The organism is Roseococcus sp. SDR (assembly GCF_019083995.1).
GTDB lineage: Bacteria > Pseudomonadota > Alphaproteobacteria > Acetobacterales > Acetobacteraceae > Roseococcus.
The window spans coordinates 129,549-153,738 of the sequence record NZ_JAHRCU010000008.1 but is presented as its reverse complement, the minus strand read 5'-3'; the positions used below and the strand labels follow the sequence as shown (position 1 = coordinate 153,738).

Sequence of the window (24,190 nt, the reverse complement as noted above, 5' to 3'; positions counted from 1 at the left end):
CGGCAGCGGCTCTCAGACCAGGATGTTGTCGATCAGCCGCACCTGGCCGAGCCAAGCGGCGCCCAGCAGCCGCCCCGGCGCCTCCAACCGCGCCATCTGCGCGAAGTCCTCGGCGCGGCGCAGCGCCACGTAATCCACCTGCCGGAAGCCCGCCTCGCTGAGCCGCGCCTCGGCCTCGCTGCAGGCCTCCTCCGCCCCGGCGCCCGCCCGCAGACGCGTCGCCGCATGCTGAAGTGCGGCGTGCAGCACCGTCGCCCGCTGCCGTGCCTCGGCGTCGAGATAGGCGTTGCGCGAAGAGAGCGCCAAGCCATCCTCCGCCCGGATCGTCGGCACCGTCTCAATGGTCAGCGGCAGCGCGAGGTCGCGGGCCACCTGCCGCACCACCATCACCTGCTGCCAATCCTTCTCGCCGAACACGGCCACATCCGCCGCGCAAAGCCCGAAAAGCCGCGTGCAGACCAGCGCCACGCCGCCGAACATCTGCGGGCGATGCGTGCCCTCCAGCCCCTCCGCGGGCCCGGCCATGGTGATGCGGGTCGCGAAGCCCGGCGGATAGACCGTCGCGACATCCGGCGCGAAGAGCAGGTCGCAGCCTGCCGCCTCGAGCTTCGCGATGTCCCCCGCCTCGTCGCGCGGATAGCGGCCGAGATCCTCATGCGGCGCGAATTGCGTGGGATTGACGAAGATGGTCGCGATCACGCGCGGCGCGAGCTCGCGGGCGCGCGCCACCAGGGCCAGATGGCCCGCATGCAGATAGCCCATGGTCGGCACCAGGGCGATGCGCTCGCCCTGGTTCTTCCAACCCTGGGTGGCGGCGCGAAGTGCGGCCGCGTCCCGAATGACAAGCATCAGACGGCCAGCGACATCCCGATCGGCGGCTTGGCGTCTTCCGGCAGCGGGCAGACATAGGCCCCGCCCGCGCGCGCCGCGTGATCGGCCTTGGCGGCGGCGATGATCTCGGGCTTCGTGAGCGCCTCGACCGCCGTGCTCGCCATCACCTTGGCCACATGCACCATGCCCTTGTGCGCATGCGGCAGCTTGCCCTGCGCCGTCGCCTGCCAGGAATGCAGGGGCGTGCCGATGGCGTGCGTCGCACCGCGCGCCTGCACCGTCGGCACCACCCAGGAGACATCACCCACATCCGTGCTGCCGATCATCGGCGCGCGCTTGGAATCCAGCGGCACGATGCTGGTCGGCAGCGGGTCGTCATTGCGCGGCATGCCCACCTTGCGGAAGGCGGCGGCGATGTCCTCCTCCGAGAGCGTCGCCTGGAATTCGGCAGCGCGCTGGCGGTCCTCGGCGTCGAAGGGCGGCGGGCCCAGGCGGTCCAGCGCATCCTGCATCAGCTTCTCGAGCGGCGTGTTGCCGAGCAGGTTGGACACGGCCGAAATGACCTGCGTCTCGACGCGCGTATCGGTCATCAGCGCCGCGCCATCGGCGATCTTGCGCACGCGCGCCACCAGGCTGTTCAGCGCCTTCACATCGGCCGCGCGGATCAGGTAGCGCACCTTCGCCTTGGCCTGCACCACATTGGGCGCCACGCCGCCGGCATCGAGATAGGCGTAGTGGATGCGGCTTTCCTGCGGGATGTGCTCGCGCAGATAGTTCACGCCGACCGACATGAGCTCGACGGCATCCAGCGCGCTGCGGCCCAGATGGGGCGAGGCGGCGGCATGGCTGGCGCGGCCATGGAAGGTGAAGTCGATGCGCGTATTGGCCAGCGAGATCGGCTCATTCACCGAGGCGAAGCTGCCCGGATGCCAGGAGATGGCGATGTCCACATCGTCGAACAGGCCGGCGCGGGCCATGAAGCCCTTGGCCGCACCACCCTCCTCGGCCGGGCAGCCGTAATAGCGCACGCGGCCCTCGATGCCGTTGGCCTTGAGGTAATCCTTCACCGCGGTGGCGGCGAGCAGCGAGGCCGCGCCCAGCAGGTTGTGGCCGCAGGCATGGCCATTGCCGTCGCCCGGCACGGGGCGGTGCTCGGCGACCCCGGCCTCATTGGAGAGGCCCGGCAGCGCGTCGAATTCGCCCAGGATCGCGATGACCGGGCCGCCCTCGCCCGCCTCGCCCATCATGGCCGTTGGGATGCCGGCAAGCTGCTCCGTCACACGGAAACCCTCGGCATGGAGGTAGGCGGTGTGTTCGGCGGCGGACTTGTGCTCGTTATAGGCCAACTCCGGCATGCCCCAGACGCGGTCGCTCAGCTCGATGGCGGGCTGCGCCTTCTCATCCACGATGCGCCAGACGGGTTCGGTGTTCTGCATGGTCAAATCCCGGAAACAGGAGGGACGGTCTCGGCGAAGGCCGGCCGCGCGGTCATGGCGTCATACCACAGGGTGAGGGCTTGGCGCCCCTCCCGCCACGCAAAGACGGTATGCCGCCGGTCGCAATAGCCAAGCCCGCAGGCGAGCGCGACGGCCTCGACCGAATGCGGCGCGTGGGCATCGAGGTCCAGCGCATCCAGGATGCGATTGGCCCGCACCCGCTCCAACGCCTGGAAGCCCGGCGAGCGCTCATGCTCCGGCCGCCGCAGGTCACGGTTCCAGACCGCGATGCCATCGATGAAGGCGCAAGCCTGGCCGAGGCGGGAAAGCGCCGCCGGCTCGCGCGGCAGCCAGCCCAGATGGGCCAGGATCAGCGGCGTCTCGCAGATCAGCGCGCCGCCATCCAGCAGCGCGGGCACACGCCCGGCTGGGTTGTGGGCGAGTTGCGGCGCGGTGGGGTCGCGCAGGGGCGTCTCCACCTCATCCAGCGCCAGGCCGCGCTCGCGCGCCAGGATGCGGATGATGCGCGCGAAGGGGCTGCCCGGCGCGAAGTAGAGGATCATCGGCGGAGCGAGAGGATATAGGCCACCACCGCGTCCAGCTCCGCCCGGCTCAATTGCCAGTTGGGCATGTTGGCATGCGGCGTCTGCAGGAAGGCGCGCAGGCCGGTCTCGGTCGTGTTCGCGCGGTCGGCGATGCCGGGGAAGCTTGGCGCGGCATCGGCGGCCGGCGGCGGCATGTCGCGGGAGATGACGTGGCAGGCGGCGCACCATTGCCGCGCGACACGCAGCCCCTCGCCCGCCATGGGCTGCTGTTGCGCGGCGGCCGGCCCGGCCATGAGGGCGAGCGGAACCAGGTATCTGAGCATGTCCGAGTCCTCCAGGCCCGGATCGTGTCCTGGCCAGACCCTCTCGGCAATGGAAGCTTCAGTCGAGCCGTAGCGCAGACCGCCGCTCGGCCAGGCCCACCGGGTCGTTCACGGTGGCCAAGCGCGTGGCGGCAAGCGTGGCGAAGCGGTGCAGCAGGGCGCGGCGCCTGGCCGGGGCCAGCGGGTGGGCAGGCGCCGCGCGCAAGGGGCTCGCCTCATAGCCGTCGCAGACCAGCAGCCCGACATCGCCGGGCAGCAGCTCCTGTGGGAAATCCAGGTCCACCGCGAAGTGCAGTTCATCGGAGAAGTCGCGGTAATCCTGCCACTTGCCGTCGCTGAGAAAATCCCGCGCGCAGGACTTCACCTCGATGATCACGAAGCCGCCGTCGGGGCGGAGGGCCAGAATGTCCGCGCGCCTGCCATCGGGCAGCGGCACCTCGGCCAGCGGCGACCAGGCGCAGGCGAGGCAATAGCGCATGGCCGAGCGCGTCACGGCGAAGGTCCGCTGGGGTGCGTCGAGCGTCACAGCAGCGCGTCGATGGCCAGGGCCATGCGGACATCCCGTGCCGAAAGCCCGCTTGCGTCATGGGTGGTGAGGATGATGTCGACGCGATTGTAGATGTTGGACCATTCGGGGTGATGGTCCTGCGCCTCCGCCAGCAGCGCGACGCGGCTCATGAAGCCCCAGGCGGCGCTGAAATCCTGGAAGCGGAAGCGCCGCCGGATGGCGTCACGCCCCGGCACCATCTCCCAATCCGGCAGGCGCTGGGCCAGTTCCGCCCGCGCCCCCTCATCCAGCCGCTCGATCATCCGCCCCTCCCCTTTCCGCCCGCCGCATGGCACAAGCCCCCATGCGCCCGACCACGCCCCCCAGCCTGGAAGACCTGTTGGAGATGGCCGAGGATGCCCTCGCCGCCATCCCCCGCCCGCTGCGCGACATGGTGCGCGGGACCGCCATCATCGTGGAAGAGGTCCCGGAGGATGAGGTGGTGGCCGAGCTCGGCCTGGAAAGCCCCTGGGAGCTGACCGGCCTCTATCGCGGCACGCCGCTCACCCACAAATCCACGCAGGACACGCCGGCCGAGCCCGACACCATCCTGCTCTACCGCGAGCCCATCCTGCTCGAATGGATCGAGACGGGGGAGGATCTGTTCCGCCTCGTCCGCAACGTGCTGCTGCACGAGGTGGGGCACCATTTCGGCCTCTCGGACGAGGATATCGAGCGGCTGGAGAACGAGGACTAGGACCAGCGGCCGCCCAGGGGGCCAAAGCGAAGCGGCAGAGGCCGCGCCCGGCGCTTGATGGCCTCAGAGAGGCGTGATCGCATCCCCCGGCCGGATCACGCCGCCCTTCGTGATCACGCAGTTCAGCCCGGAGCGGTTGGTCAGCGGCCCGAAGAGCGGCTTCCCCAACAGCTTGTCGAGATAGACGCAGGGCACGTTCAGCCGCCCGCCGAAGAGCTCCACCTCGCCCACGCGGAACGCCTTGCCCACCAGATGGTTCAGCGGCACGCCGCGCGTCAGCAGGTTGCGGCGCGTCTCATGCGGCGGCAGCTCGATCTTGTGATCACGTTGGATGGCTTCGAGAGTCTCGATCTCGATGAGCGTCACCTGGCGCTCGGGCTGTGGCTTCTTGCTGTAGGTGCCGCGGCCGGTGGCGTAGCGGTCGCCCTCGATGCCGACGCCGACGATGAGCTTCGCCTCCCGCAACTCCTGCATGTCGGCCGCGGCCTGCTCGGTGATGTGGATGGCGAGCAGGCGCCCGGCCCAGGTGAATTCGCTCAAGGAAGCTCTCCGATCAGGCGATGCTGTTGGCAGGATGTGACCATGGTTGCGCGCGCGCCGCTATCCGGGCTGGATGCCGGTGAGCAGAGGGCGCCAGCGGGTGACTTCCCGCGTGATGAGGCCGGTGAACTCGGCGCCCGTGCCGCCCAGCGGGATGGTCCCCTGCTGGCTGAGGCGGGCGCGCGTCTCCGGTGCTGCGAGTGCCGCCCGAAAGCCCTCGGCCAGGCGCGCCAGCACCGCATCGGGCGTGCCGCGGGGCGCGACGATGGCCGAGGTGGAGCCATTCTCCAGCCCCGGCAGCCCGGCCTGCGTTGCCGTCGGCACATCGGGCAGCAGGGCCAGCCGCTCGGGCGAGGCGACGGCGAGCGCGCTGAGCGTGCCCGCGCGCACATGCTCGGCGACGATGGGCGTCGCTTCGGCTGTCAACGCGACCTGCCCCGCGATCACCGATTGCACGCTGGCCGCACCGCTGCGGAAATGAACCGGCAGGAAGCTGACCCCGGCCAGAGACTGCAGCAGGATCTGCGTGAGATGCGGGCTGCTCCCCGCCCCCGCCGTGCCCCAACTCAGCCCCTCGGGCCGGGCGCGGGCGGCGGCCAGCATGGCGGCGAAGCCCGCGGGCACGCTGCCCGGATGCGCCACCACCACATGCGGCGTGCTGGCCGCCAGCGCCACGGGCGCGAAATCCGTGAGTGGATCATAGCTCATGCGGGGATAGATCACCGGATTGACGGAGAACATGGCGAGCGAGGCCATGAGCAGCGTCGTGCCATCCGGTGCCGCGCGCGCCACATACTCGCCCGCGATGTTTCCATTCGCCCCGGCCCGGTTCTCGGCGACGATGGTGACACCCAGTTCCGCCGCCGCGCGCTCGGCCAGGATGCGGGCGACGAGGTCTGTGATGCCGCCCGCACCGAAAGGGATGACCAGACGGATCACGCGCGTCTGCGCACGCAGCGCGGGCGCGGCCAGCAGGATCGCGGCGGCCGGCAGGGTTCGACGTGTCAGCATGCCCATTCCCCTTGCATCCAGGGCCTCAGCCTCGGACAGCCCGGCCGCGGCCGCCAGCATCGCATGCGACGAAAGCGGCGACGCCAGCCGCGCCCTGCCCAAAGATGATGCGCCGGCTGCCCGCCAGGGGTCAGGCGTCGGCCGTCCGCCGTGGGTATTGCAGGATCAGCAGGTCAGCCCCCTCCGCCCCCGCCTCGGCCTCGCGCGCCGCGTCCTCGGGATGCACATAGACGAGCGAGAGCGGCGGCATGCCGTCCAGGCTCCCGGCCGTCACCACCCAGAACTGGCCCCTCCCGGCCGCCGGGTCCGGCCCCGTGAGGCGCGCGCCGGGCGGCAGGATGTGGCGCCAGGCGCCCAATCCATCAGCATGGAGCCCATCGGCGCGCGGCTCCAGCATTTCCTCCACGCGCGCCGGGCCGGCGATGGCGGGCATGGGCTCGACCGGCGCCGTGGTGGTCTGCCAGGGCCTGCGCCCCGGGATGGCCTTCAGCGCCGCCGCCTCCTGCGCCACGTAGCGGGCGCCCGGGTCATAGCCGTTGCGCAGCGTGAAATAGTGCAGCCCCTCCTCGCCCGCCGTGATCGGGCCATAGGCGGTGTGGGCATTGGTGTAGTGCACCGTCACCGGCCGCACCGGGTGCCGGCCGAGATGGCCGCCGCCGGCCACCACCACCTGGAACTGGTCGGCCGCATGGAAATGCGACTGCACGACGGAACCGGGCGGCTGCTCCACCAGGAAGGCCATGGGGTAATAGGTGCCGGGCGCGGGCGGCGGCGGGCTGTCGGCCGTGCGGTTGGTCCAGTTGGTGCCGATATAGGTGGTGGTGTGGATCGGCACGCCATTGGCGGTGACGGGCCGGCGCGTCGGGCGGACGGCCTCGGCGGAGGCGGCGATGGGCATGGCTTTTCTCCCTGGACGCCGGAAAATCTAGGCCCGGCCCAGGGCGGCGACAACTCCTCCGGACAAATCAGCCGGGGTCACGCCCGAACAGCGTCCGGTACATCAGGCGATAGACATCGACATTGTCCATCGTCCCGGCCTGGCTCACCCGCTCGGCGTTCAAACCCACCGCTCGCACCAGGATGGCGCCCGAGACGTCGGTCAGGGTCGACCAGGCGATGGCGAAAGGATGCCGCACGCCGTTGCGATCGGGCGCGGAGAGCCAGGCGGTGGTGGCCGTGCCGCGCTGGCCATCCAGCGGCGCGCCGTTGCGGTCGCGCTCGGGCAGGTTGGCGCCCTCGCGGATCACGTTCTGCTGCCGCCCGGGGCCGATCACCTGCATGCCGCCCGCATCGGAGTCACAGGTGGTGAGCATCAGCGTGTTCGGGTTGGCCGCCACGAAGCGCCGGAAGACGCCGATCGCCGCATCCGCGCGGATGCCGGCCTCGATTGCGCCGGCCGCATTGTTCACATTGCCGAAATTGTCGGTCCCCTCCTCCTCGGCCACCAGAAAGAACCCGTCCGGCGCGCGGGAGAGGAAGCGCAGCGCCGCCTCGCTCATCTCGGCGATGCTGGGGGCGCTGGGGACGTAGTGCGGCAGGTTCTCGCGGGCGAGGGTTTCCTCGTTGCGGTCATGGAAGCTGTGGTCATGCGCGAAGATGCCCCAGAGCTTTTCCGTGCCGGCCGGCACCGCGGCCAGCTCCTCCTTCGTGAAGACGATGGTGTAGCCGCGCTGGCGCAGCAGCTCGATCAGGTTCAGCCCATCCTCGCGCGCCCCCTCGCCGAAGCGGCCCTGCATGCCGCGCGGCAGGTACCAGCGCTCGCCGCCCGCCAGATGCAGCTGCACGCCGGATTCGACGACGAGGCGGGTGATCTCGGCGAGGTTGTTGCGGCGCGGCGTGCTGGCGACGAAGGCCGCCGTCCCCGGCTCGTAGGCGGCCCCCGTCTGCACGAGGCCGACCCATTTGCCGCGCGCCAGCGCCTCCTTCGCGATCGAGCCCTCGAAGCCCGAGAGGCCGCGGATCGGTTGGTCGCCATCCATGCCGAAGCTGTCGGCCTGGACGCGCCGGCCGAAGGCATGGGTGGTGGCGCCCCCATGCGAGGTGCTGGTCAGCCCGTCCTTCATGTGGCCGAGATAGACGGCGCTGTGCGGCAGCCGGTCCCACTCCGTCCGGCCATCGGGGCCCACGCTCACCATGCGCACCGCGCCCCAGGCGGCGACGCCGAAGCCGTCAGGATGGAAGAAGATGACATTGGTCGGCCGGGGCGCGCCTTGCGCCGCGGCAGGGCCATGCGCGGCCAAGGCCAGGGCGGCGGTGGAGGCGAAGAGGCTGCGGCGGTTCATGCGGTGCTCCCGGGCGTTTGCTCCTGAGGTAATGCCGCCCCGCCCGATTGGCCAGCGACAGCGACGTTAAACCTGCCGGGCGGCGCCCAGCAGGATCACCGCCGTGCCCACCAGGCACAGCGCCACGCCCGCCAGGTCCCAGGCGGTCGGCCGCAGCCCTTCCGCCAGCATGAGCCAGGCGAGCGTCGCCGCGACATAGATCCCGCCATAGGCCGCGAAGGCCCGCCCCGCCGCGATCTCGCCCGGAACCAGCGTGAGCAGCCAGGCGAAGGCGATGAGCGCGCCCACGCCCGGCAGCAGCCAGAGCACGGACGCCCCCTGGCGCAGCACCGCCCAGAACGCGAAGCAGCCGGCGATCTCGAAGACCGCCGCCAGCGCGAAGATCAGCCCGGCGCCCAAAGGGGCGGTCAGAGGCCCGATAGCGCTTCGCAGACCCGCGCCACCTGCTCATCCGTCAGTTCGGGATACATGGGCAGGCTGAACACCTCCTCCGCCGCGCGCGCCGTCTCGGCGCAATTGGCGGGGCCGAGCGGCACGCGGCCGGCATAGGCGGGCTGGCTGTGCACCGGCATGGGGTAATGGATGCCGGTGCCGATGCCGCGCGCCTTCAGCGCGAACATGAACTCATCGCGCTTCGGGTGGCGCAGCACGTAAAGATGGAAGACGTGATGCGCGCCCTCGCGCCGCACCGGCGGCGTCAGCGCCGTGCCGGCCAGCGCCGCGTCATAGGCGGCGGCGATCTGCCGGCGGCGGTCATTCTGCCGGTCCAGGTGCTGGAGCTTCACCCGCAGGATGGCGGCCTGCACCTCGTCCAGGCGGGAGTTCACCCCCTGCAGATCACTGATATAGCGCCGCTTCCAACCATATTGCCGGATCGCGCCGATCCGCGCCGCAAGCTCCGGGTCCGGCGTGGCCAGGATGCCGCCATCGCCCAGGGCGCCCAGATTCTTGGTCGGATAGAGGCTGAAGGCCGCCGCATGCCCGATGGTGCCAAGCTTGGCGCCGCCCAGCATCGCGCCATGGCATTGCGCGCAATCCTCGATGAGGAAGACGCCCGCCTCGTCACAGGCCGCCTTGATGGGGCCAAGATCCACCGCCTGCCCGTAGATATGCACCGGAATCACGGCGCGGATCGGCGGCAGGCCGGGCGGCGGGTCCGCCAGGACCGAGGCCAGCTCATCCGGGTCCATGGTGTAGGTGTCGGGGTCGATGTCGAGCAGCAGGGGCGTGGCGCCCACCATCTCGATGGCGGCGACGGTCGCGACCGCGGTGTGGCTCACGGTGACGACCGTGCTGCCCTCGCCGATGCCCATGCCGCGCAGGATGAGCATGATGGCATCCGTGCCATTGGCGCAGCCCACCGCATGCATGGCGGGCGCGCCCGGCTGGTCGCCGAGCCAGGCGGCGAATTCCGCCTCGAAGGCCTCGCCCTCGCGGCCTAGGATGTACCAGCCCGAGGCCAGCGCACGGGCGACGGCGGCGTCGATCTCCGGCTGCAGGGCCCGGTAGCCGGCGCCGGGATCGGCGAAGGGGAGGATGGCGGGGGAGGCGTTCATCGGCATGGCTCTTGATGGCGGTTCGCCTCGGCCCCGGCGGCCTTCGGCGGTGTGATGGGGCGGGCGGCCCTCATTTCGGCGCGTCGCTGAAAATGTAGTCGCTCATGCGCTCCCGATACCAGTCCAGGCTCCGGCGCAGCCCTTCCTCCAGGCTGACCTGCGGCGCCCAGCCGGTGGCGGCGCGGAAGGCCTGGTCATCGGCGTGATAGCTGCCGATGTCGATCGGCGCGCGGTCGGCCGGGAATTCCCGCGTGGTGAAGCGGCCCTGGCCGTCATTGGCCGCGATGACCAGATGCGCGAGGTCGAGCAGGGAGACGGGCGGCGCACCGCCCAGGTTGAAGACATGGCCGGCCACATCGGGGCTGCCGGCCTGTTCGGCCGCCACCAGGAAGGCGCGCGTCACATCATCCACATAGGCGAGGTCGCGCAGCTGCGCGCCGCCCCAGACCTCGAAGGGCTCATTCTCCAGCAGGCGGCGCAGCCAGATGCCGAGGAAGGTCTGCCGCGCATCGGCGATGCGCAGGCGCGGACCGTAGCAATTGGTGAGCCTCAGCGAGACGACGGGCCGGCCCAGCACCCGGTTCTCCAGCATCCAGTACTGCTCGCCCGCCCATTTGGAGACGCCATTGGCATCGGGCGGGTTCACCGGGTGCAGCTCGTTCACCGGCAGGCTGATCGGGCGCCCGTAGAACTGGCGCGTCGAGGCATGGATCACGGCCGCCTTGGGCGCGGCCTCGCGCATCACCTGCACGAGGCGCACCTGGGCCACGGCATTGATGGCGATGTCGAAGACCGGGTCCTTCTGGCCGCCCATGTGGCTGGTCTGGGCCGCCATGTTGAACAGCACGTCCACGCCCTGGCAGAGGGTCGCGAGCTCCGTGTCGCGCAGGTCGCCGCGCACCAGCATGACGCCGGCCCCTTCGAGATTGGCCGGGTTGGCGCCGCCATCGGGCAGCATGGCATCGAGCGCCGTGACGCGCGCGCCGAGACCCGCCAGGGCATGGCAGAGATTGCTGCCGAGGAAGCCCGCCCCACCCGTCACCAGAACCCGCTTCCGGCGCCAGAAGCCCGGATCACCCAAACCAGAACTCACGTTCGCCACCTGTGTTCGACGTCCCTCATCATGGCCCGCATTGCGGCGGAATCACGCCAGCGGCGTGGTATCATTTATCCGTCGCCCGTGTGCCCCCGCCATGGCTGCGCATGATCTCGGCAAAGCCGAAGAGCAGCAGCAGCTGGCCCAGGATCATCTGGATCGCCGCCAGCAGCCGGATGCCGTCATCGGCGGGCTGGATGTCGCCATAGCCCACCGTCGAGAGCGTGACGATGCTGAAATGCAGCGCATCCGAGAAGGCGAGCCGCCCCGGCTGGCCCATCAGGATGAAGATCTCGCCCCGCGAGAACTCATCGGCGATCCGGTAGAAGCAGGCGAAGGCGACCGAGAGCAGCGCGAAGAGGCTGACATAGGTGGCGATCGGCACGGCGAGGAACTGCAGCCGCATGCCGACCCGCCGCAGGATGGCCGAGATATCCACGAGCAGCCGCACGATATGGCCGACCGAGACGGCGCCGATGATGGCGATGCCGGCCATGGCCAGCAGCAGGGCCAGGGTCTGCCACTCCGGCATGGCCCGGTTGATCGGTGCGGAGAGCGAGACGATGCCGATCATGCCCGTCGGCAGCAGCCAGCGGACGGCGCGGGGAAAGTGGCGGAGGTCCGCGCCGCCCTCGGCCGAGGCGGCGGCGGCCAGCACGTCCCGCCGCGCCCAGCAAGCCAGCACGAAGGCCAGCACCGGCAGGAGGAAGGCGACCGAGCGCGACCAGGCCGCCGCTGCCGGGAAGGAGGCCTGGCCGATCACCACGAAAAGGCTCACGTAGATCGCGAGCCCATTTGCGGCGCCCAGCGCGAACATCAGCCCATGCGGGAAAATGAAGTGTAGCCCGCCGAGCGCGAGGCTCGCGATCAGCAGCGTGACGATGGAAAAGATCCAGCCCTGGTCGGAGACGCCCATGGCCACCAGCAGCATGAAGGCCAGCGTCAGCCCCGTCGCCAGCAGGGCGCGGCGGCGGGGCGAGGGCACCTCCATCAGGGCAGCGCCGCGACCCCGGTGATCTCGACGCGCCAGGCCGGATCCACCAGCGGCGCCTGGATGGTCATGCGCGCGGGCTTGTTGCCCCGATCGAGCCACGCGTCCCAGGCGCGGTTCATCGCTGGCGCATCCGCGATGTCGCGCAGGATGATCTGCACGCTGAGCAGATTCGCCTTGCTGGTCCCGGCCTCGGCCAGCAGGGCGTCGATCTGGGCCAGGATATCGGCCGTCTGGCCCTCGGCGTCCAGTGTCGCGTCATCGGCCACCTGGCCCGCGAGCCAGACCAGCCCGCCATGCACCACGGCGCCCGAAAGCCGCCCCTCCTCCGCCAGACGTCGGATCATCACATCACCCCTTTTTTCCGCGCCCCGGTTGAGCCACATAGCGCGCCATGCAGACTCTACTCGACCGTGCGATGATCGCCAGCCGCTACATCCTGGCGGTCTTCTACCTCGGGCTTGCCGTGGCGCTGGCCGCCTATGCCGTCAAGTTCGGGTTCAAGGTCTGGAAATTCGCGACCACCATCCTGACCGAGACGGATGACAACCAGATCCTCCTCAGCATCCTCTACCTCGTGGACAGCGCGCTGGTGGCGTCGCTCGTCGCGATGGTGGCCATCTCCTCCTATGACAGCCTCGTCTCCCGCCTGATCAATGAGCAGGGCAAGTCCGAGATCGAATGGGTCTCCAACCTCGATCCGGGCAATCTGAAGCTGAAGGTGGGCCTCGCCATCATCGCCATCAGCTCGATCCACCTGCTGCAGAAATTCATGAATGTGGACAGCCTGGATGACCGGGCGCTGACCTGGGGCGTCATCATCCACATGTGCTTCGTGGTCGGCGCGCTGGTGCTGGCCTTCATCGACAAGATGCAGGCACAGACCAAGCTGATCGCCAAGGGCTCAAAGCCGAAGGAAGGCTGACGAAACCGAGGCGCCCCGGTTTTCGTTGACACCCTGCCTCGCGGCGTCGAGAAGATGAACATTATGACATCTTCGGCGCAGCGTCCCCCCTCCCTCTTCCGCAGCTTCCTCAAGGGCGAAGCGAGCGGCGGCATCGCCCTGATGATCGCGGCGGCCCTCGGCCTCATCGTCGCGAATTCCGCGCTCGCACCGGCCTATTTCGCCGTGCTCAAGACCTATGTCGCGGGCCTCAGCATCCACCACTGGATCAATGACGCGCTGATGGCGCTGTTCTTCCTGCTGGTGGGCCTCGAGATCAAGCGCGAGTTCCTGGACGGGCAGCTTTCGCGCTGGTCGCAGCGAATCCTGCCGGGCCTGGCCGCCGTGGGCGGCATGGTGGCGCCGGCACTGATCTATGTCGCCTTCAACGCCGGCAATCCCGAGACGCTGCGCGGTTGGGCGATTCCAGCCGCGACCGACATTGCCTTCGCGCTCGGCGTGCTGGCGCTTCTGGGCAAGCGCGTGCCGCTTTCGCTGAAGGTCTTCCTCACCGCCGTTGCCATCATCGATGACCTGCTGGCGGTGATCGTGATCGCGCTCTTCTACACGGAGGAGTTGTCGCTCTTCTGGCTCGGCCTCGCGGGTGGGGCGCTGCTGGCGCTGGTCCTGCTCAATCGCCTCAAGGTGATGGCGCTGCTGCCCTATCTGCTGGTCGGCGCCGTGCTGTGGTTCCTGGTCCTGAAGTCCGGCGTGCACGCGACGCTGGCCGGCGTGGCGCTGGCACTGACCATTCCGCTCACCCCCTCCCCGGCCGCGCCGGACGCTGCGGATTCTCCGCTGCACATCCTGGAGCACGCGCTGCATCCCTGGGTGGCCTTCCTGGTCGTGCCCGTCTTCGGCTTCGCCAATGCCGGCGTCTCCCTCGCGGGGATGAGCTGGGCCGCGCTGCTGGCGCCGGTGCCGATCGGCGTCGCGGCGGGCCTCTTCCTCGGCAAGCAGGTGGGCGTCTTCGGCATCACCTGGCTCGCCATCCGGCTGGGCCTGGCCGAGAAGCCGGCGCGCGCCAGCTTCGCGCAGATCTATGGCGTGGCGCTGCTGGCCGGCATCGGTTTCACCATGAGCCTCTTCATCGGGATGCTCGCCTTCGACGAGTCGGAGGCGCTGCAGGCCGCGGTGAAGATCGGCGTGCTGGCGGGCTCGCTGCTCTCGGCATTGTGCGGCGCGATCCTGCTGGTGCTGGCCGCGCCGAAGCCCCGCCCTGGCTGAGGCCGCCTCAGACCTCTTCCACGCTGGCGACGCCGGCGACCAGCTTCATCGCCTGCATCATGCGCGGCGAGACGTTCCAGCCGCCGGGCAGCGTCACCTCCACCTCCTGGCCCGGGGCGAGGCGGGGGATCAGGCTGACGCGCCCCTTGCCTCGGCCGTCGCGCTCCAGGATGGCGCGGATATCGGGCACGGCGGTCGCCGCATCGATGAAGATGCGCATCCCCTGCCCCACGCCGGCCGCCGCCTTGTCCAGCCGCTCGACATCCATGGCGGTCAGCCGCAGCGCCTCGCCCTCCAGCTTCGCCTCGGCGGTGATGAGCAGCGCCGTGCCTTCCTCCAGCATGTCGCGGGAGCGGTTCAGCACCTCGCTGAAGAAGGTCACCTCATAGCTGCCCGCCTGGTCGGAGAGGCTGATCCAGGCCATGCGGCTGCCGGTGCGCGTGTTGCGTTCCTTCTTCGCATTCACCGTACCGGCGAGCTTCAGGCGGGTGGAGCCGGCGCGCGCGCGGTCCCCGATCAGGGCGGAGGGTGTCGCGCCCAGCCGCCGCAGCGCGCCCTTGTACTCGTCGAGCGGATGGGCCGAGAGGTGGAAGCCGACCGCCTCCGCCTCGAAGCCGAGCTTGTCGAGCTGCGGCCAATCCGGGATCTCCGGCAGGCGCAACAGGGGCGGCCCCTGCTCCACCTCGCCGAAGAGGCCGATCTGGTTGCTGGCGCGATCCTCGGCCGTCGCCTGGGCGCGGCGCAGCACGGTCTCCGCGCCGGCCACGAGGCGCGCGCGATTGCCCTCCAGGCTGTCGAAGGCGCCGGCCTTGGCGAGGTTCTCCAGCTGCATCTTGTTCAGCAGCTTCGGGTCCACCCGCGCCGCGAAATCCGCGATGCTGGTGAAGGGCGCATCGCGCGCGGCCACGAGATCCCGCATGGCCTGCAGCCCCACGCGCTTGATGGCGGCGAGCGCGAAGCGGATCGCCGGGCCGTCCTCGCGATCCTCGATGGTGAATTCGGCGCCGCTCTTGTTGATGTCGGGCGGCAGCACCTTGATGCCCAGGCGCGCCGCCTCCTGCATGTGCGAGGCGAGCTTCTCCGTCTTGTCGAGATCGAGCGACATGGAAGCGGCTAGGAAGGCGACCGGATGGTTCGCCTTCAGCCAGGCCGTGTGATAGGCGACCAAGGCGTAGGCCGCCGCGTGCGATTTGTTGAAGCCGTAATTGGCGAATTTCTCCATGAGGTCGAAGACCTCGCCCGCCTTCTCGGCCGGCACGCCGTTCTTCGCCGCGCCCTCGCAGAAGATGGCGCGCTGCTTCGCCATCGCGGCAGCGTCCTTCTTGCCCATGGCGCGCCGCAGCAGGTCGGCGCCGCCCAGCGAATAGCCGGCCATGACCTGGGCGATCTGCATCACCTGCTCCTGGTAGACCATGATGCCGTAGGTCTCGGCCAGGATGTGGTGGATGGAGGCGTGCGGCGCCTCCCACTTCTCGCCATGCTTGCGGGCGCAATAGGCCGGGATGTTCTCCATCGGGCCCGGCCGGTAGAGCGAGACGGCGGCGATCAGGTCCTCGAAGCGGTCGGGGCGCATGGAGCGCAGGCAGTCCCGCATGCCCTGGCCTTCGAACTGGAACACGCCGGCCGCATCGCCCTTGGCCAGCATGGCGTAGGTGCGCTCGTCATCCAGCGGCAGCTTGTCGAGGTCCACCTCGATGCCGCGTGCCTTGAGCAGCTGCACCGCGCGCTGCAGCACCGTCAGCGTCTTCAGGCCCAGGAAGTCGAACTTCACCAGGCTCGCCTGCTCGACATATTTCATCGAGTACTGGGTGATGAGCGAGGGCGAGCGCGGGTCGCGGTAGATCGAGGTGATCTCGATCAGCGGCTTGCGGCCGATGACCACGCCGGCCGCATGGGTGGAGGCGTTGCGATAAAGCCCCTCCACCTGGAGCGCCGTGTCCAGCAGCTTGGCGATGGCCTCGTCCGTCTCCTGCATTTCCTGCAGCTTGGGCTCGCCCTTGATGGCATCGGCGAGGCTGACGGGATTGGCCGGGTTGTTCGGGATCAGGCTCGCGATCTTGTCCACCTGGCCATAGGGCATGCCCAGCACGCGCCCCACATCGCGCACCGCCGCCTTCGCTTGCAGCTTGCCGAAGGTGATGATCTGCGCGACGCGATCCGCGCCATATTCGCGGCGGACATAGTCGATCACCTCATCGCGCCGGTCCTGGCAGAAATCGATGTCGAAGTCCGGCATCGAGACGCGTTCGGGATTGAGGAAGCGCTCGAACAGCAGCCCGAAGCGCAGCGGGTCGAGATCCGTGATGGAGAGCGCCCAGGCCGCGACGGAACCGGCACCCGAGCCACGGCCCGGCCCCACCGGAATATCGTGCTGCTTCGCCCATTGGATGAAGTCCGCCACGATCAGGAAGTAGCCGGAGAAGCCCATCTGCTCGATGACGCCGAGCTCGTATTCCAGGCGCTCGGCATGCTCGGCGGGCACGCCGTCGGGGAAGCGGCGCTTCAGGCCTTCGCGCGCCATGTCGGCCACCGTCTCCGCCTCGGTGCGGCCGGGCAGGACTTTCGGGCAGATCGGCAGCTCGGGCTTCTTCGATTCCGCCATCACGGCGCACATGCGCGCGATGGCGAGGGTGTTGTCGCAGGCCTCCGGCAGGTCGGCGAAGAGGGCGCGCATGGCATCTGCCGGCTTGAACCAGTGATGCGGCGTGACGCGGCGGCGATTCTGCTCGGCCACCAGGCGGCCCTCGGCGATGCAGAGCAGCGCGTCATGCGCCACATGCGTCTTCTCCTCGGCGAAGTAGACGTCATTGGTGGCGACGATCGGCAGGCCGGCCTCATCCGCGAGGCGCAGCAGGCCGGGCTCCAGCGCCTGTTGCCGGTCCGTGTGGTGGCGCATCAGTTCCACCACCAGGCGCCCGTCATAGGCCTCGCCCAGTTCCTTCAGAAGCCGCACCGCCGCCTCCCGCCGCCCCTCGGCCAACAGGCGGGAGAGCGGGCCGTGATCGCCGCCCGTCAGCAGCATCAGGCCAGGCGCGTGGGAGAGCAGCTGCTCCAGAGAAAGGGCGGGCTTGCCCGAGACATCCTCGCCCAGCCAGCCCAGCGAGGAGAGGCGCTGCAGGTTCTCCAGCCCCTGCGCGTTCATGGCGAGTGCGACCACCGCATCCGCACCGGCGCGCAGCGCCTCGGGCCGCTCCTCGCCGGTCGCGGCGCGGGAGAGCCAGAGCTGGCAGCCCATGATGGGCTGGATGCCCTTGCCCGAGGCGTATTGCGCGAATTCCAGGGCGCCAAACAGGTTCGCCGTATCCGTCAGCGCCACGGCCGGCATGCCGGCGGCCAAGGCGAGGCCCGGCAGCTTGTCCACCTTGATGGCGCCCTCGCTCAGCGAATAGGACGAATGGGTGTGCAGGTGGATGAAGGAATCGGCCATGGCGCGAGTTTAGCGCGCCTTCACCGCCGCGCGCGCACCATGTCCAGCACCGCGATGAAGAAGGCGCCCATGGCCAACTGCAACCCCAGCAGCATGGCCGTCATGGAGGCGATGGCCAGCCGCATCGTCCCATGCCCTCCGATCTCGCCGAAGCTGACCGATCCCCAGATCACCACCGCCGCCAGGCCCAGCAGCAGGCCGAGCACGAACAAGCCCAACGCCGTCAGCAGCGCGGGCTCCAGCCCGAAGCGCGCCAGGAAGGCGGTGAGCAAGGGCTGCTCCGGCACCAGCCCCTCGCGCGCCCCATGGATGCGGGCGAAGGCCCAGAAGAGGATGAGCTGGAAGCCCATGCTCACCGCCGCCGAGGCGTAGAGCAGCGTGTGCACGTCGAGCGTGACACCACCCAGCTTTGCCGGCCCGGTCAGCAGCGCGCCCATGCCGAAGAGGCCGCCCAGGAAGAGGATCAGCCCCGGATAGAGGAAGAGCCAGCGCGGGCAGAAGACCAGCAGGAAGCGCAGATGCCGCCAGCCATCCCGCCAGGAGCGCAGATGCGGCGGACGGGAACGGCCATCGGGGGAGAGCGTCGTCGGCACCTCGGTGATGCGCAGCTTCTGCAACGTGGCCTTCACCACCATCTCGCTCGCGAATTCCATGCCGGGCGCGCGCAGGTCGAGCCCGAGGATGGCGTCGCGGTTGAAGCCGCGCAGACCGCAGTGGAAATCGCCGCTCGGGCTGCCGAAGAAGACGCGGCCGATCGTCGTCAGCACCGGGTTGCCGAGGTAGCGGTGCAAAGGCGGCATGGCGCCGGGCTTGATGCCGCCCTTGAAGCGGTTGCCCATGACGAGGTCATGGCCCTCGCGCAGCTTGGCCACGAAGGGGTCGAGGTTCTCGAAGTCATAGCTGTCATCGCTGTCGCCCATGATGACGAAGCGGCCGCGCGCGCCCTTGATGCCCGCGATCAGCGCCGCGCCATAGCCGCGCTCGGGCACCGGCAGCACCCGCGCGCCGAGGCTCTCCGCGATCGCCTGGCTGCCATCGGTGCTGCCATTGTCGGCGATCAGCACCTCGCCCTGGACGCCGCTGCGCGCCAGGTAGCCCATCGCCTTGCGGATGCAGGTGGCGAGCGTCTCCGCCTCGTTCAGGCAGGGCATCAGGATGGTGAGTTCGAGCGACGCGGCGGTCATGGATTCTCCTCGGCCGGTCCCGGCTGGGGCCATATATGGGGTGATGCGCGGCCCGGGAACCCGGTCAGCCCCGGCGGAGCGTCCGCCACAGCAGGATCAGCGGCAAGGCGAGGCCCAGCAGAAGCGCGGGCATGGCGGGCGAGAGGTAGAGCATGTTCACGCTCGGGATGGCGACCGTGTCGAGATAGGCCAGCAGCGCCACGCGGGTGGCATAGATCAGATAGGCCCCCGCGCAGAGCGCCAGCATGGGCCAGCAGGCGCGCTCCGGCCGGGCGCGCCAGAGCCAGGGCAGCGCCAGCAGCGCCAGCAGCGCCGCCACCTGCAGCAGCGGCCCCAGGATGCCCCAGACGCGCATCCACCCCTCCAACCCGCGCAGCAATCGTGTCGCGCGCTCCACGGCGAGCGAGGGGAAGGGATAGGGCGGCGTCGCCTCCGGCCGCAGCACGTCCACGAAGAGGTCTCCGCGCACGACGTCGAGGAAGGCCGAGCCGCGGGGTTCCAGCTCCCCGCCGGAGAAATAGACCGAGCGCAGCCGCCGCGGATCGGGCAGCCCGACCGGCGCGAGACCGGTGGTCCAGACCTGCCAGGCGGCGCCCAGCGTGGGCAGGATATAGGCGGCGCGAAACCGCGGGGCCAGGCTGTGGCGCGCCGGCAGGCAGGCGAGTTGGCCGCTGGCGCAGGCGGCGTTCACCTCCTCGGCCAGGCGCAGGTTGAAGCGCTGGACCGCGACGGCATCGGTGTGGCCGGCGACGACCACGGTGGCATCGCGCAGCGCCCACATGAACCAGGCGGCGCGGAACTCGGCGTCGCAGGGGGTGATGCGGTAGGTCTGGCAGCCGACATTGAGGTAGTCCTGCCCGCGGGTGCCCTCGAAATAGGGGGCAAGCTCGGCCGCCGCCGGACTCGCCGCGAACAATTCCGGCAGCCGCGCCCGGGGCAGCACGATGAGCGAGGGCTCCTCGGGCCCCAGGCGGGCCAGCGCCGAATAGGCGGCGATGAAGGCGGGGTCGCGGAACTCCACGGTGCGGAAGACGCCATAGACCCGGGCGTTCATGGCGCTCACCGCCAGCACCGGCAGCACGGCCATGACGCCGCAGGCCAGCAGCGCCACCGCCTCGGCCCGCCAGGAGGCGGGCGTCCAGCCGCGCCAGAAGGCGAGGCCGCGCAGCAGCAGGCAGCCCAGCAGGAAGGGCAGGATCCAGACCCCCTCCTCGCGCGTCAGGTGGAAGAGGCCGAGGGCAAGGCCCAGCGCCGCGGCGAGGCTGAGCCGCGCCGCGAGCCCCTCGCCCGACCAGCGCACCCACCAGAGCAGCAGGGCCAGGATCATCAGCAGGGTGGGCGTGTAGAAGCCCTCGCGGATGATCCGCAGGTTCTCGGTGCCATAGAGGCCTGGGTTGGCCAGCAGCAGGACCAGCAGAGCAAACAGCGCGCCCTCCTGCGGGATCCAGCGCGAAAGCGCCCGCACCAGCAGCAGCGCGGCCGCCGCATAGAGCAGCGCCTGGGCCAGCAGGGCGGGGATGGCCAGCCCGCCCGTCAGCGCCAGCCAGAGCGGATAGCCGACCCCCTTGGCCAGGGTGAACTGCGTGTAGGGGCCGAGCCATTGGCCGCTGAGGATCAGCGCCGCATGGCGGACGAAGAGCGCGTCATCCACGCCCGCATTGGGAATGGCCATCAGCGGCAGGCTGGCCCAGACCCAGGCGAAGCCGGCCAGCAGCAGGCCGTAGGGCAGGATCCAGGGGCGGCTTGGCATGCGCGCGGGGTAGCCCAGCGCCAGGGCGCCAGCAACCCGAGCTCGAAACGAGAAAGCCCGCCGCCCGGCCTCTGCCGGACGGCGGGCTCATCATGGGCGGAGGCTGAGCCTTACAGGCCGGCCTGGGTCACGAACTTGGTGTTGAGGTAGGCCTCGATCGCCTCATCGCCGCCCTCGGTGCCGTAGCCGCTGTCCTTCACGCCGCCGAAGGGCACTTCGGGGATGGCGAGGCCCAGGTGGTTGATGGTCATCATCCCCACCTCGACGCCGGCCGCGAGCGCGGAGGCCGTCTTGCCGCTGCCGGTGAAGGCGTAGCTGGCGAGGCCGAAGGGCAGGCGGTTCGCCTCGCTCACCACTTCGTCCAGCGTCTTGAAGGGGCGCATCAGGGCGACGGGGCCGAAGGGCTCCTCGTTCATCGCGCGCATGTCGGTGGTGACACCCGCCACCACTGTCGGCTCGAAGAAATAGCCCTTGTTGCCGATGCGGTTGCCGCCGGTGACGACCTCGGCGCCCTTCTGCTTGGCATCGGCGATCAGCACCTCCATCTGCGGCACGCGGCGCTCATTGGCCATCGGGCCCATCTGGGTATCGGCCTCCAGGCCATTGCCGACCTTCAGCGCCTTGGCATGGCCCACGAAGCTCGCGACGAACTGGTCATAGACGCGCTCCTGCACCAGGAAGCGCGTCGGGCTGACGCAGACCTGGCCGGCGTTGCGGAACTTGGCGAAAGCGAGCGTCTTGGCCGCGTGCTCCACATCGGCATCGTCGAAGACCATCGCCGGCGCATGGCCGCCCAATTCCATCGTCACGCGCTTCATGTGCTGGCCGGCCATGGCGGCCAGCATCTTGCCCACGGGGGTGGAGCCGGTGAACGTCACCTTGCGGATGATCGGGCTCGCGATGAGGTAGGAGCTGATCTCGCTCGGCACGCCGTAGACCAGGCCGATCACATCGCCCGGCACGCCGGCATCGAGGAAGCACTTGATGAGCGCGGCCGGGCTGGCCGGCGTCTCTTCCGGCGCCTTCACGATGATCGAGCAGCCGGTGGTCAGCGCCGCCGAGAGCTTGCGGACGATCTGGTTGATCGGGAAGTTCCAGGGCGTGAAGGCGGCGACGGGGCCGACCGGCTCCTTGATCGTCATCTGGTAGACGCCGGGGGCGCGGGCCGGGATGACATGGCCATAGGCGCGGCGGCCTTCCTCGGCGAACCAGTCGATGGTGTCCGCACCACCCATGATCTCGACCTTGGCCTCGCCCAGCGGCTTGCCCTGCTCCATCGTCATGAGCTTGGCGATCTCATCGGCGCGGGAGCGCATCAGGTCCGCCGCCTTGCGCATCATCTTGGAGCGGTCATAGGTGCCGACCTTGCGCCAGGCCGCGAAGCCGCGCTCGGTGGCCGCCAGCGCCGCGTCCAGATCCTTGATCGAGGCATGGGCGACGGTGCCGATCACCTCCTCATTGGCGGGGTTCAGGACGTCGATCTTGCGACCGCCCTCGCCCTCGCGCCATTCGCCGGCGATGTGCAGCAGGGTGTTGGGATAATCGGCCATGGGGGTCTCTCCGGTTGCTTTGGCGAGAAGGTGGGGCAGCTTCGCCGAAGGCACAACCCAGGGGGCGGCGTCAGAGCTTCAGGTCGGCCGCGACCTGCACGACATGCCCCTCGGGGCCCAGAAGCTCGGCCAGGGCCTGGAGGCCGGCCACGCCGCAGGCGATGTCCTGCTCGCCATTGCCACCCGAGAGGCCGATGCCGCCGACGACTTCGCCGTTCAGCACGATGGGAAAGCCGCCGACGAAGACCGCGAAGCGCCCCTCGAAGCTCCATTGGATGCCGAAGGCCTCATTGCCCGGCAGAGCCGGCCCGTTGGGCGGCGTGTTGAACAGATGGGTGGAGCGCTTGTGCCCGGCCGCGGTGAAGGCCTTGTTCCAGGCGATCTGGGGCCCCGTGATGCGGGCGCCATCCATGCGCTCCAGCAGGATGGGCACGCCGCCCTCATCCACGATGCACACGCTCTGCCGCACGCCGATCTCCAGCGCCTTGGCCGTGGCGCCGGCCACCATCGCCCGCGCCTCGCGGGTTTCGAGCTTCAGGGCGGATTTCATGCAGCGGTTCCCTGAGCAGGCTTGGGCGGCCAGGAGATGCTGGCATCGCCGTTCACGAAGGTCTGGCAGGCCATGCGCCAGCCGGCGGCGAATTCCTCCTCCGTCAGATGCTTGCGCTCCTTGGCCGTGACGGCGGAGGCGTGTTCCAGGCCGGCCTCGAAGCGGCAGCGGCAGGTGCCGCAATGCCCGCCGCCGCATTTGAAGGGAATGCCGCCCTTCTCGCGGATGGAGATGCGCAGCAGGCTGCCACCGGCCGCGGCCTCCACCTGCTTGCCGTCATTGCTCACGAAGGTCACGCGGATGCGCGGCGCCTCAGCCTCGCTCATTGACGAACCAGCTCGGCCTCGACGCTGCGGAAGCGGGTGAGATGCGAGAGCTCCGCCCGCGCCGCATCGAGATCGGCGAAGCGGGGCAGGAACTTGCTGGGCACCAGGTTCAGGATCGGCTCGCCGGCCAGATCCACCACGCGCAGCTTGGTCTCGTGCTGCAATTCCGCGATCACGAATTGCGCGCGCAGCTTGCCCTGAGCCTGGTAGTCATAGGTCTCGACCGGAACCAGGCCGGGTGTCAGTTCGGTGCGGAACTGGCCGGGCTTGCTGGTCAGGATCACATATTGGGGCATCAGGCCGCATCCTGTTCCAGGGTGATGTCATGCTCGAGCCAGAGCTGGCACATCAGCCGGTAGCCCTCGCCGATGCGCTCGCCCAGCTGCTTCACTTCCTTCCAATTGGGCTCGGGCAGCGCGTCGCCGCCCGCCAGCACGCGGCAGGCGCATTTGCCGCATTTGCCCATGCCGCAGCCATAGCGCAGATGCGGCCAGGGGTATTTCCTGATGCCGGCGCGGACGACGAGGTTGCCCTTCTCCGGCACCTCGCCCTCATGCACCTCGCCCGCCTTGTGGAAGGTGACCTTCGGCATCAGGCCGCGGCGGCGAGGCGGCGCTCGACATAGTCGTGATACAGCGCCGTGGTGTAGAGCAGCCGCATCTCGGCGCCGATCTCGCAGATCCGCAGGCATTTCTGCTGCAGCTCGACCGTGTTCGCATGCTCGAGGACGATCTGGTAGCCGCGCTCGCCATGGATCTCATCCGAGACGATGTGCAGGTCGAAGAACTCCACCTCCTCGTCGGTGAAGCCGTATTTCTCACGCAGCGTCGGCGTCTGCTTGCGGTAGATGCTGGGCACCTGGGATTCGAGGCCGACGACCAGCGCGGCCACGGCCACCACCGGGTCCTCGCGCATCGCCACCGCATAGCACCAGCTCTGCAGGCCGCGGGTGGTGGGGGACATGTTGTCGGGGTTCTGCACGCGCTCCCGCGTGGTCCCACAGGCCTCGGCGAAGCGGATCAAGAGGTCGGTGTGGCGATCGCCGCCGATCTCCTCCTCATACATGTTGGCCAGGAGGAAATCCTTGGCCTCGGTCATGTGCGCGGGCATGCGGGCATAGACGTAGCCGAGGTAGTCGGCGAAGGGGCCGACATAGTGGTAGTGGTTCTCGGCCCAGCGGCAGAGATGCTCGCGCGTCAGCGTGCCATTGGCCCAGGCGATGCTGAAGGGCGAGGCGGTCGCGGCCTTGCCCTTGATGGCGTTCTCGAGCGCGGTGCGGAACTCGTCATGGGTCATCAGGGCGGTCATGGGCGCGTCCTTCCTGCGGTGGGGAGGATGCGAGCATGGTATACGAGAAGTGCCGGAGTCAAACGAAACC

27 protein-coding genes are annotated in these 24,190 nt (G+C 69.5%); 3 read left to right on the top strand and 24 right to left on the bottom strand.

The genetic code is table 11. The features are described from left to right. Nucleotides 1–12: 12 nt before the first annotated feature. Genes panC through KTR66_RS11305 form a run of 6 tightly spaced genes read right to left on the bottom strand, consistent with a single transcriptional unit; the run spans nt 13 to nt 3,945 of the window. Nucleotides 13–849, bottom strand: a complete 837-nt coding sequence (gene panC, locus KTR66_RS11330; protein WP_213612703.1) for a pantoate--beta-alanine ligase — start codon at nt 847–849, stop codon at nt 13–15. Then, complete coding sequence (locus KTR66_RS11325; RefSeq protein ID WP_213612702.1) at nt 849–2,267, bottom strand: M20 family metallopeptidase; 1,419 nt, start codon at nt 2,265–2,267, stop codon at nt 849–851. Before KTR66_RS11325 ends, panC begins: the two co-directional genes overlap by 1 nt. Before the next feature lie 2 nt (nt 2,268–2,269). Next, on the bottom strand, nt 2,270–2,830 hold the full coding sequence (locus KTR66_RS11320) for a glutathione S-transferase family protein (protein WP_213612701.1): 561 nt from the start codon (nt 2,828–2,830) through the stop codon (nt 2,270–2,272). Beyond that, nucleotides 2,827–3,135 carry a c-type cytochrome gene (locus KTR66_RS11315; RefSeq protein WP_213612700.1) on the bottom strand — a complete coding sequence of 103 codons (309 nt, stop codon included), beginning with the start codon at nt 3,133–3,135 and terminating at the stop codon, nt 2,827–2,829. Before KTR66_RS11315 ends, KTR66_RS11320 begins: the two co-directional genes overlap by 4 nt. A gap of 58 nt (nt 3,136–3,193) precedes the next feature. Then, the gene (locus tag KTR66_RS11310) at nt 3,194–3,661 is read right to left on the bottom strand and encodes an MmcB family DNA repair protein (protein WP_371819095.1); all 468 of its coding nucleotides are present in this window, start codon (nt 3,659–3,661) and stop codon (nt 3,194–3,196) included. Beyond that, entirely contained in the window at nt 3,658–3,945 is a 288-nt protein-coding gene (locus tag KTR66_RS11305; protein ID WP_213612699.1) for a 4a-hydroxytetrahydrobiopterin dehydratase, read from the bottom strand. The genes KTR66_RS11310 and KTR66_RS11305 overlap by 4 nt, the downstream gene beginning before the upstream one ends. A gap of 41 nt (nt 3,946–3,986) precedes the next feature. Here KTR66_RS11305 and KTR66_RS11300 point away from each other — a divergent pair, with 41 nt between their 5' ends. Continuing rightward, complete coding sequence (locus tag KTR66_RS11300) at nt 3,987–4,379, top strand: metallopeptidase family protein (protein WP_213612698.1); 393 nt, start codon at nt 3,987–3,989, stop codon at nt 4,377–4,379. 63 nt (nt 4,380–4,442) lie between these two features. Here the strand turns inward: KTR66_RS11300 and KTR66_RS11295 are convergent, their stop codons facing one another. From KTR66_RS11295 to KTR66_RS11255, 9 genes are all read right to left on the bottom strand, one after another. Beyond that, entirely contained in the window at nt 4,443–4,919 is a 477-nt protein-coding gene (locus KTR66_RS11295; protein WP_213612697.1) for an MOSC domain-containing protein, read from the bottom strand. 60 nt (nt 4,920–4,979) lie between these two features. Further along, nucleotides 4,980–5,930 carry a tripartite tricarboxylate transporter substrate binding protein gene (locus KTR66_RS11290; protein ID WP_213612696.1) on the bottom strand — a complete coding sequence of 317 codons (951 nt, stop codon included), beginning with the start codon at nt 5,928–5,930 and terminating at the stop codon, nt 4,980–4,982. Nucleotides 5,931–6,060: 130 nt separating this feature from the next. Then, nucleotides 6,061–6,828, bottom strand: a complete 768-nt coding sequence (locus KTR66_RS11285) for a hypothetical protein (RefSeq protein ID WP_213612695.1) — start codon at nt 6,826–6,828, stop codon at nt 6,061–6,063. Between the two features lie 67 nt (nt 6,829–6,895). Further along, on the bottom strand, nt 6,896–8,212 hold the full coding sequence (locus KTR66_RS11280; protein ID WP_213612694.1) for an alkaline phosphatase: 1,317 nt from the start codon (nt 8,210–8,212) through the stop codon (nt 6,896–6,898). A gap of 66 nt (nt 8,213–8,278) precedes the next feature. Next, a complete protein-coding gene (locus KTR66_RS11275) occupies nt 8,279–8,611 on the bottom strand; it encodes a YnfA family protein (RefSeq protein WP_213612693.1) in 333 nt (110 codons plus the stop codon). Nucleotides 8,612–8,619: 8 nt separating this feature from the next. Beyond that, nucleotides 8,620–9,774 (bottom strand): DegT/DnrJ/EryC1/StrS family aminotransferase, encoded by a 1,155-nt coding sequence (locus KTR66_RS11270; protein WP_371819094.1) that lies wholly within the window; start codon nt 9,772–9,774, stop codon nt 8,620–8,622. A 64-nt stretch (nt 9,775–9,838) separates the two neighbouring features. Then, nucleotides 9,839–10,861 carry an NAD-dependent epimerase/dehydratase family protein gene (locus KTR66_RS11265; RefSeq protein WP_371819093.1) on the bottom strand — a complete coding sequence of 341 codons (1,023 nt, stop codon included), beginning with the start codon at nt 10,859–10,861 and terminating at the stop codon, nt 9,839–9,841. Between the two features lie 70 nt (nt 10,862–10,931). After that, a complete protein-coding gene (locus KTR66_RS11260; RefSeq protein WP_213612691.1) occupies nt 10,932–11,855 on the bottom strand; it encodes a potassium channel family protein in 924 nt (307 codons plus the stop codon). Continuing rightward, the gene (locus KTR66_RS11255; protein ID WP_213612690.1) at nt 11,855–12,205 is read right to left on the bottom strand and encodes a RidA family protein; all 351 of its coding nucleotides are present in this window, start codon (nt 12,203–12,205) and stop codon (nt 11,855–11,857) included. Before KTR66_RS11255 ends, KTR66_RS11260 begins: the two co-directional genes overlap by 1 nt. Before the next feature lie 44 nt (nt 12,206–12,249). Between KTR66_RS11255 and KTR66_RS11250 the strand changes: the two genes are divergently transcribed. Continuing rightward, the gene (locus KTR66_RS11250) at nt 12,250–12,780 is read left to right on the top strand and encodes a TIGR00645 family protein (RefSeq protein WP_213612689.1); all 531 of its coding nucleotides are present in this window, start codon (nt 12,250–12,252) and stop codon (nt 12,778–12,780) included. A 63-nt stretch (nt 12,781–12,843) separates the two neighbouring features. Continuing rightward, on the top strand, nt 12,844–14,025 hold the full coding sequence (gene nhaA, locus KTR66_RS11245) for a Na+/H+ antiporter NhaA (protein WP_213612688.1): 1,182 nt from the start codon (nt 12,844–12,846) through the stop codon (nt 14,023–14,025). 7 nt (nt 14,026–14,032) lie between these two features. Here the strand turns inward: nhaA and dnaE are convergent, their stop codons facing one another. The 9 genes from dnaE to KTR66_RS11200 all read right to left on the bottom strand — a co-directional run bounded on the left by dnaE (nt 14,033) and on the right by KTR66_RS11200 (nt 24,120). Then, the gene (dnaE, locus tag KTR66_RS11240; RefSeq protein ID WP_213612687.1) at nt 14,033–17,452 is read right to left on the bottom strand and encodes a DNA polymerase III subunit alpha; all 3,420 of its coding nucleotides are present in this window, start codon (nt 17,450–17,452) and stop codon (nt 14,033–14,035) included. Nucleotides 17,453–17,472: 20 nt separating this feature from the next. Then, nucleotides 17,473–18,636, bottom strand: coding sequence for a glycosyltransferase family 2 protein (locus tag KTR66_RS11235; RefSeq protein ID WP_213612686.1), 1,164 nt, complete (start codon nt 18,634–18,636; stop codon nt 17,473–17,475). A 64-nt stretch (nt 18,637–18,700) separates the two neighbouring features. Next, on the bottom strand, nt 18,701–20,386 hold the full coding sequence (locus tag KTR66_RS11230; protein WP_213612685.1) for a hypothetical protein: 1,686 nt from the start codon (nt 20,384–20,386) through the stop codon (nt 18,701–18,703). 110 nt (nt 20,387–20,496) lie between these two features. Next, nucleotides 20,497–21,936, bottom strand: a complete 1,440-nt coding sequence (locus KTR66_RS11225) for an NAD-dependent succinate-semialdehyde dehydrogenase (protein ID WP_213612684.1) — start codon at nt 21,934–21,936, stop codon at nt 20,497–20,499. Nucleotides 21,937–22,006: 70 nt separating this feature from the next. Then, nucleotides 22,007–22,486, bottom strand: a complete 480-nt coding sequence (locus KTR66_RS11220; protein WP_213612683.1) for a heme-binding protein — start codon at nt 22,484–22,486, stop codon at nt 22,007–22,009. After that, a complete protein-coding gene (locus KTR66_RS11215) occupies nt 22,483–22,812 on the bottom strand; it encodes a 2Fe-2S iron-sulfur cluster-binding protein (protein WP_213612682.1) in 330 nt (109 codons plus the stop codon). The genes KTR66_RS11220 and KTR66_RS11215 overlap by 4 nt, the downstream gene beginning before the upstream one ends. Continuing rightward, the gene (locus KTR66_RS11210; RefSeq protein WP_213612681.1) at nt 22,809–23,108 is read right to left on the bottom strand and encodes a ferredoxin; all 300 of its coding nucleotides are present in this window, start codon (nt 23,106–23,108) and stop codon (nt 22,809–22,811) included. Before KTR66_RS11210 ends, KTR66_RS11215 begins: the two co-directional genes overlap by 4 nt. Further along, a complete protein-coding gene (locus tag KTR66_RS11205; RefSeq protein WP_213612680.1) occupies nt 23,108–23,404 on the bottom strand; it encodes a 2Fe-2S iron-sulfur cluster-binding protein in 297 nt (98 codons plus the stop codon). The genes KTR66_RS11210 and KTR66_RS11205 overlap by 1 nt, the downstream gene beginning before the upstream one ends. Beyond that, on the bottom strand, nt 23,404–24,120 hold the full coding sequence (locus KTR66_RS11200; protein ID WP_213612679.1) for a TenA family transcriptional regulator: 717 nt from the start codon (nt 24,118–24,120) through the stop codon (nt 23,404–23,406). The genes KTR66_RS11205 and KTR66_RS11200 overlap by 1 nt, the downstream gene beginning before the upstream one ends. Nucleotides 24,121–24,190 lie beyond the last annotated feature (70 nt).

Coding starts and splice junctions, on each gene's coding strand:
- panC (WP_213612703.1), bottom strand. CDS start 849: ATGCTTGTCATTCGGGACGCGGCCGCACTTCGCGCCGCCACCCAGGGT.
- KTR66_RS11325 (WP_213612702.1), bottom strand. CDS start 2,267: ATGCAGAACACCGAACCCGTCTGGCGCATCGTGGATGAGAAGGCGCAG.
- KTR66_RS11320 (WP_213612701.1), bottom strand. CDS start 2,830: ATGATCCTCTACTTCGCGCCGGGCAGCCCCTTCGCGCGCATCATCCGC.
- KTR66_RS11315 (WP_213612700.1), bottom strand. CDS start 3,135: ATGCTCAGATACCTGGTTCCGCTCGCCCTCATGGCCGGGCCGGCCGCC.
- KTR66_RS11305 (WP_213612699.1), bottom strand. CDS start 3,945: ATGATCGAGCGGCTGGATGAGGGGGCGCGGGCGGAACTGGCCCAGCGC.
- KTR66_RS11300 (WP_213612698.1), top strand. CDS start 3,987: ATGCGCCCGACCACGCCCCCCAGCCTGGAAGACCTGTTGGAGATGGCC.
- KTR66_RS11290 (WP_213612696.1), bottom strand. CDS start 5,930: ATGCTGACACGTCGAACCCTGCCGGCCGCCGCGATCCTGCTGGCCGCG.
- KTR66_RS11285 (WP_213612695.1), bottom strand. CDS start 6,828: ATGCCCATCGCCGCCTCCGCCGAGGCCGTCCGCCCGACGCGCCGGCCC.
- KTR66_RS11280 (WP_213612694.1), bottom strand. CDS start 8,212: ATGAACCGCCGCAGCCTCTTCGCCTCCACCGCCGCCCTGGCCTTGGCC.
- KTR66_RS11270 (WP_371819094.1), bottom strand. CDS start 9,774: ATGCCGATGAACGCCTCCCCCGCCATCCTCCCCTTCGCCGATCCCGGC.
- KTR66_RS11260 (WP_213612691.1), bottom strand. CDS start 11,855: ATGGAGGTGCCCTCGCCCCGCCGCCGCGCCCTGCTGGCGACGGGGCTG.
- KTR66_RS11250 (WP_213612689.1), top strand. CDS start 12,250: ATGCAGACTCTACTCGACCGTGCGATGATCGCCAGCCGCTACATCCTG.
- nhaA (WP_213612688.1), top strand. CDS start 12,844: ATGACATCTTCGGCGCAGCGTCCCCCCTCCCTCTTCCGCAGCTTCCTC.
- dnaE (WP_213612687.1), bottom strand. CDS start 17,452: ATGGCCGATTCCTTCATCCACCTGCACACCCATTCGTCCTATTCGCTG.
- KTR66_RS11235 (WP_213612686.1), bottom strand. CDS start 18,636: ATGACCGCCGCGTCGCTCGAACTCACCATCCTGATGCCCTGCCTGAAC.
- KTR66_RS11230 (WP_213612685.1), bottom strand. CDS start 20,386: ATGCCAAGCCGCCCCTGGATCCTGCCCTACGGCCTGCTGCTGGCCGGC.
- KTR66_RS11225 (WP_213612684.1), bottom strand. CDS start 21,936: ATGGCCGATTATCCCAACACCCTGCTGCACATCGCCGGCGAATGGCGC.
- KTR66_RS11220 (WP_213612683.1), bottom strand. CDS start 22,486: ATGAAATCCGCCCTGAAGCTCGAAACCCGCGAGGCGCGGGCGATGGTG.
- KTR66_RS11215 (WP_213612682.1), bottom strand. CDS start 22,812: ATGAGCGAGGCTGAGGCGCCGCGCATCCGCGTGACCTTCGTGAGCAAT.
- KTR66_RS11210 (WP_213612681.1), bottom strand. CDS start 23,108: ATGCCCCAATATGTGATCCTGACCAGCAAGCCCGGCCAGTTCCGCACC.
- KTR66_RS11205 (WP_213612680.1), bottom strand. CDS start 23,404: ATGCCGAAGGTCACCTTCCACAAGGCGGGCGAGGTGCATGAGGGCGAG.
- KTR66_RS11200 (WP_213612679.1), bottom strand. CDS start 24,120: ATGACCGCCCTGATGACCCATGACGAGTTCCGCACCGCGCTCGAGAAC.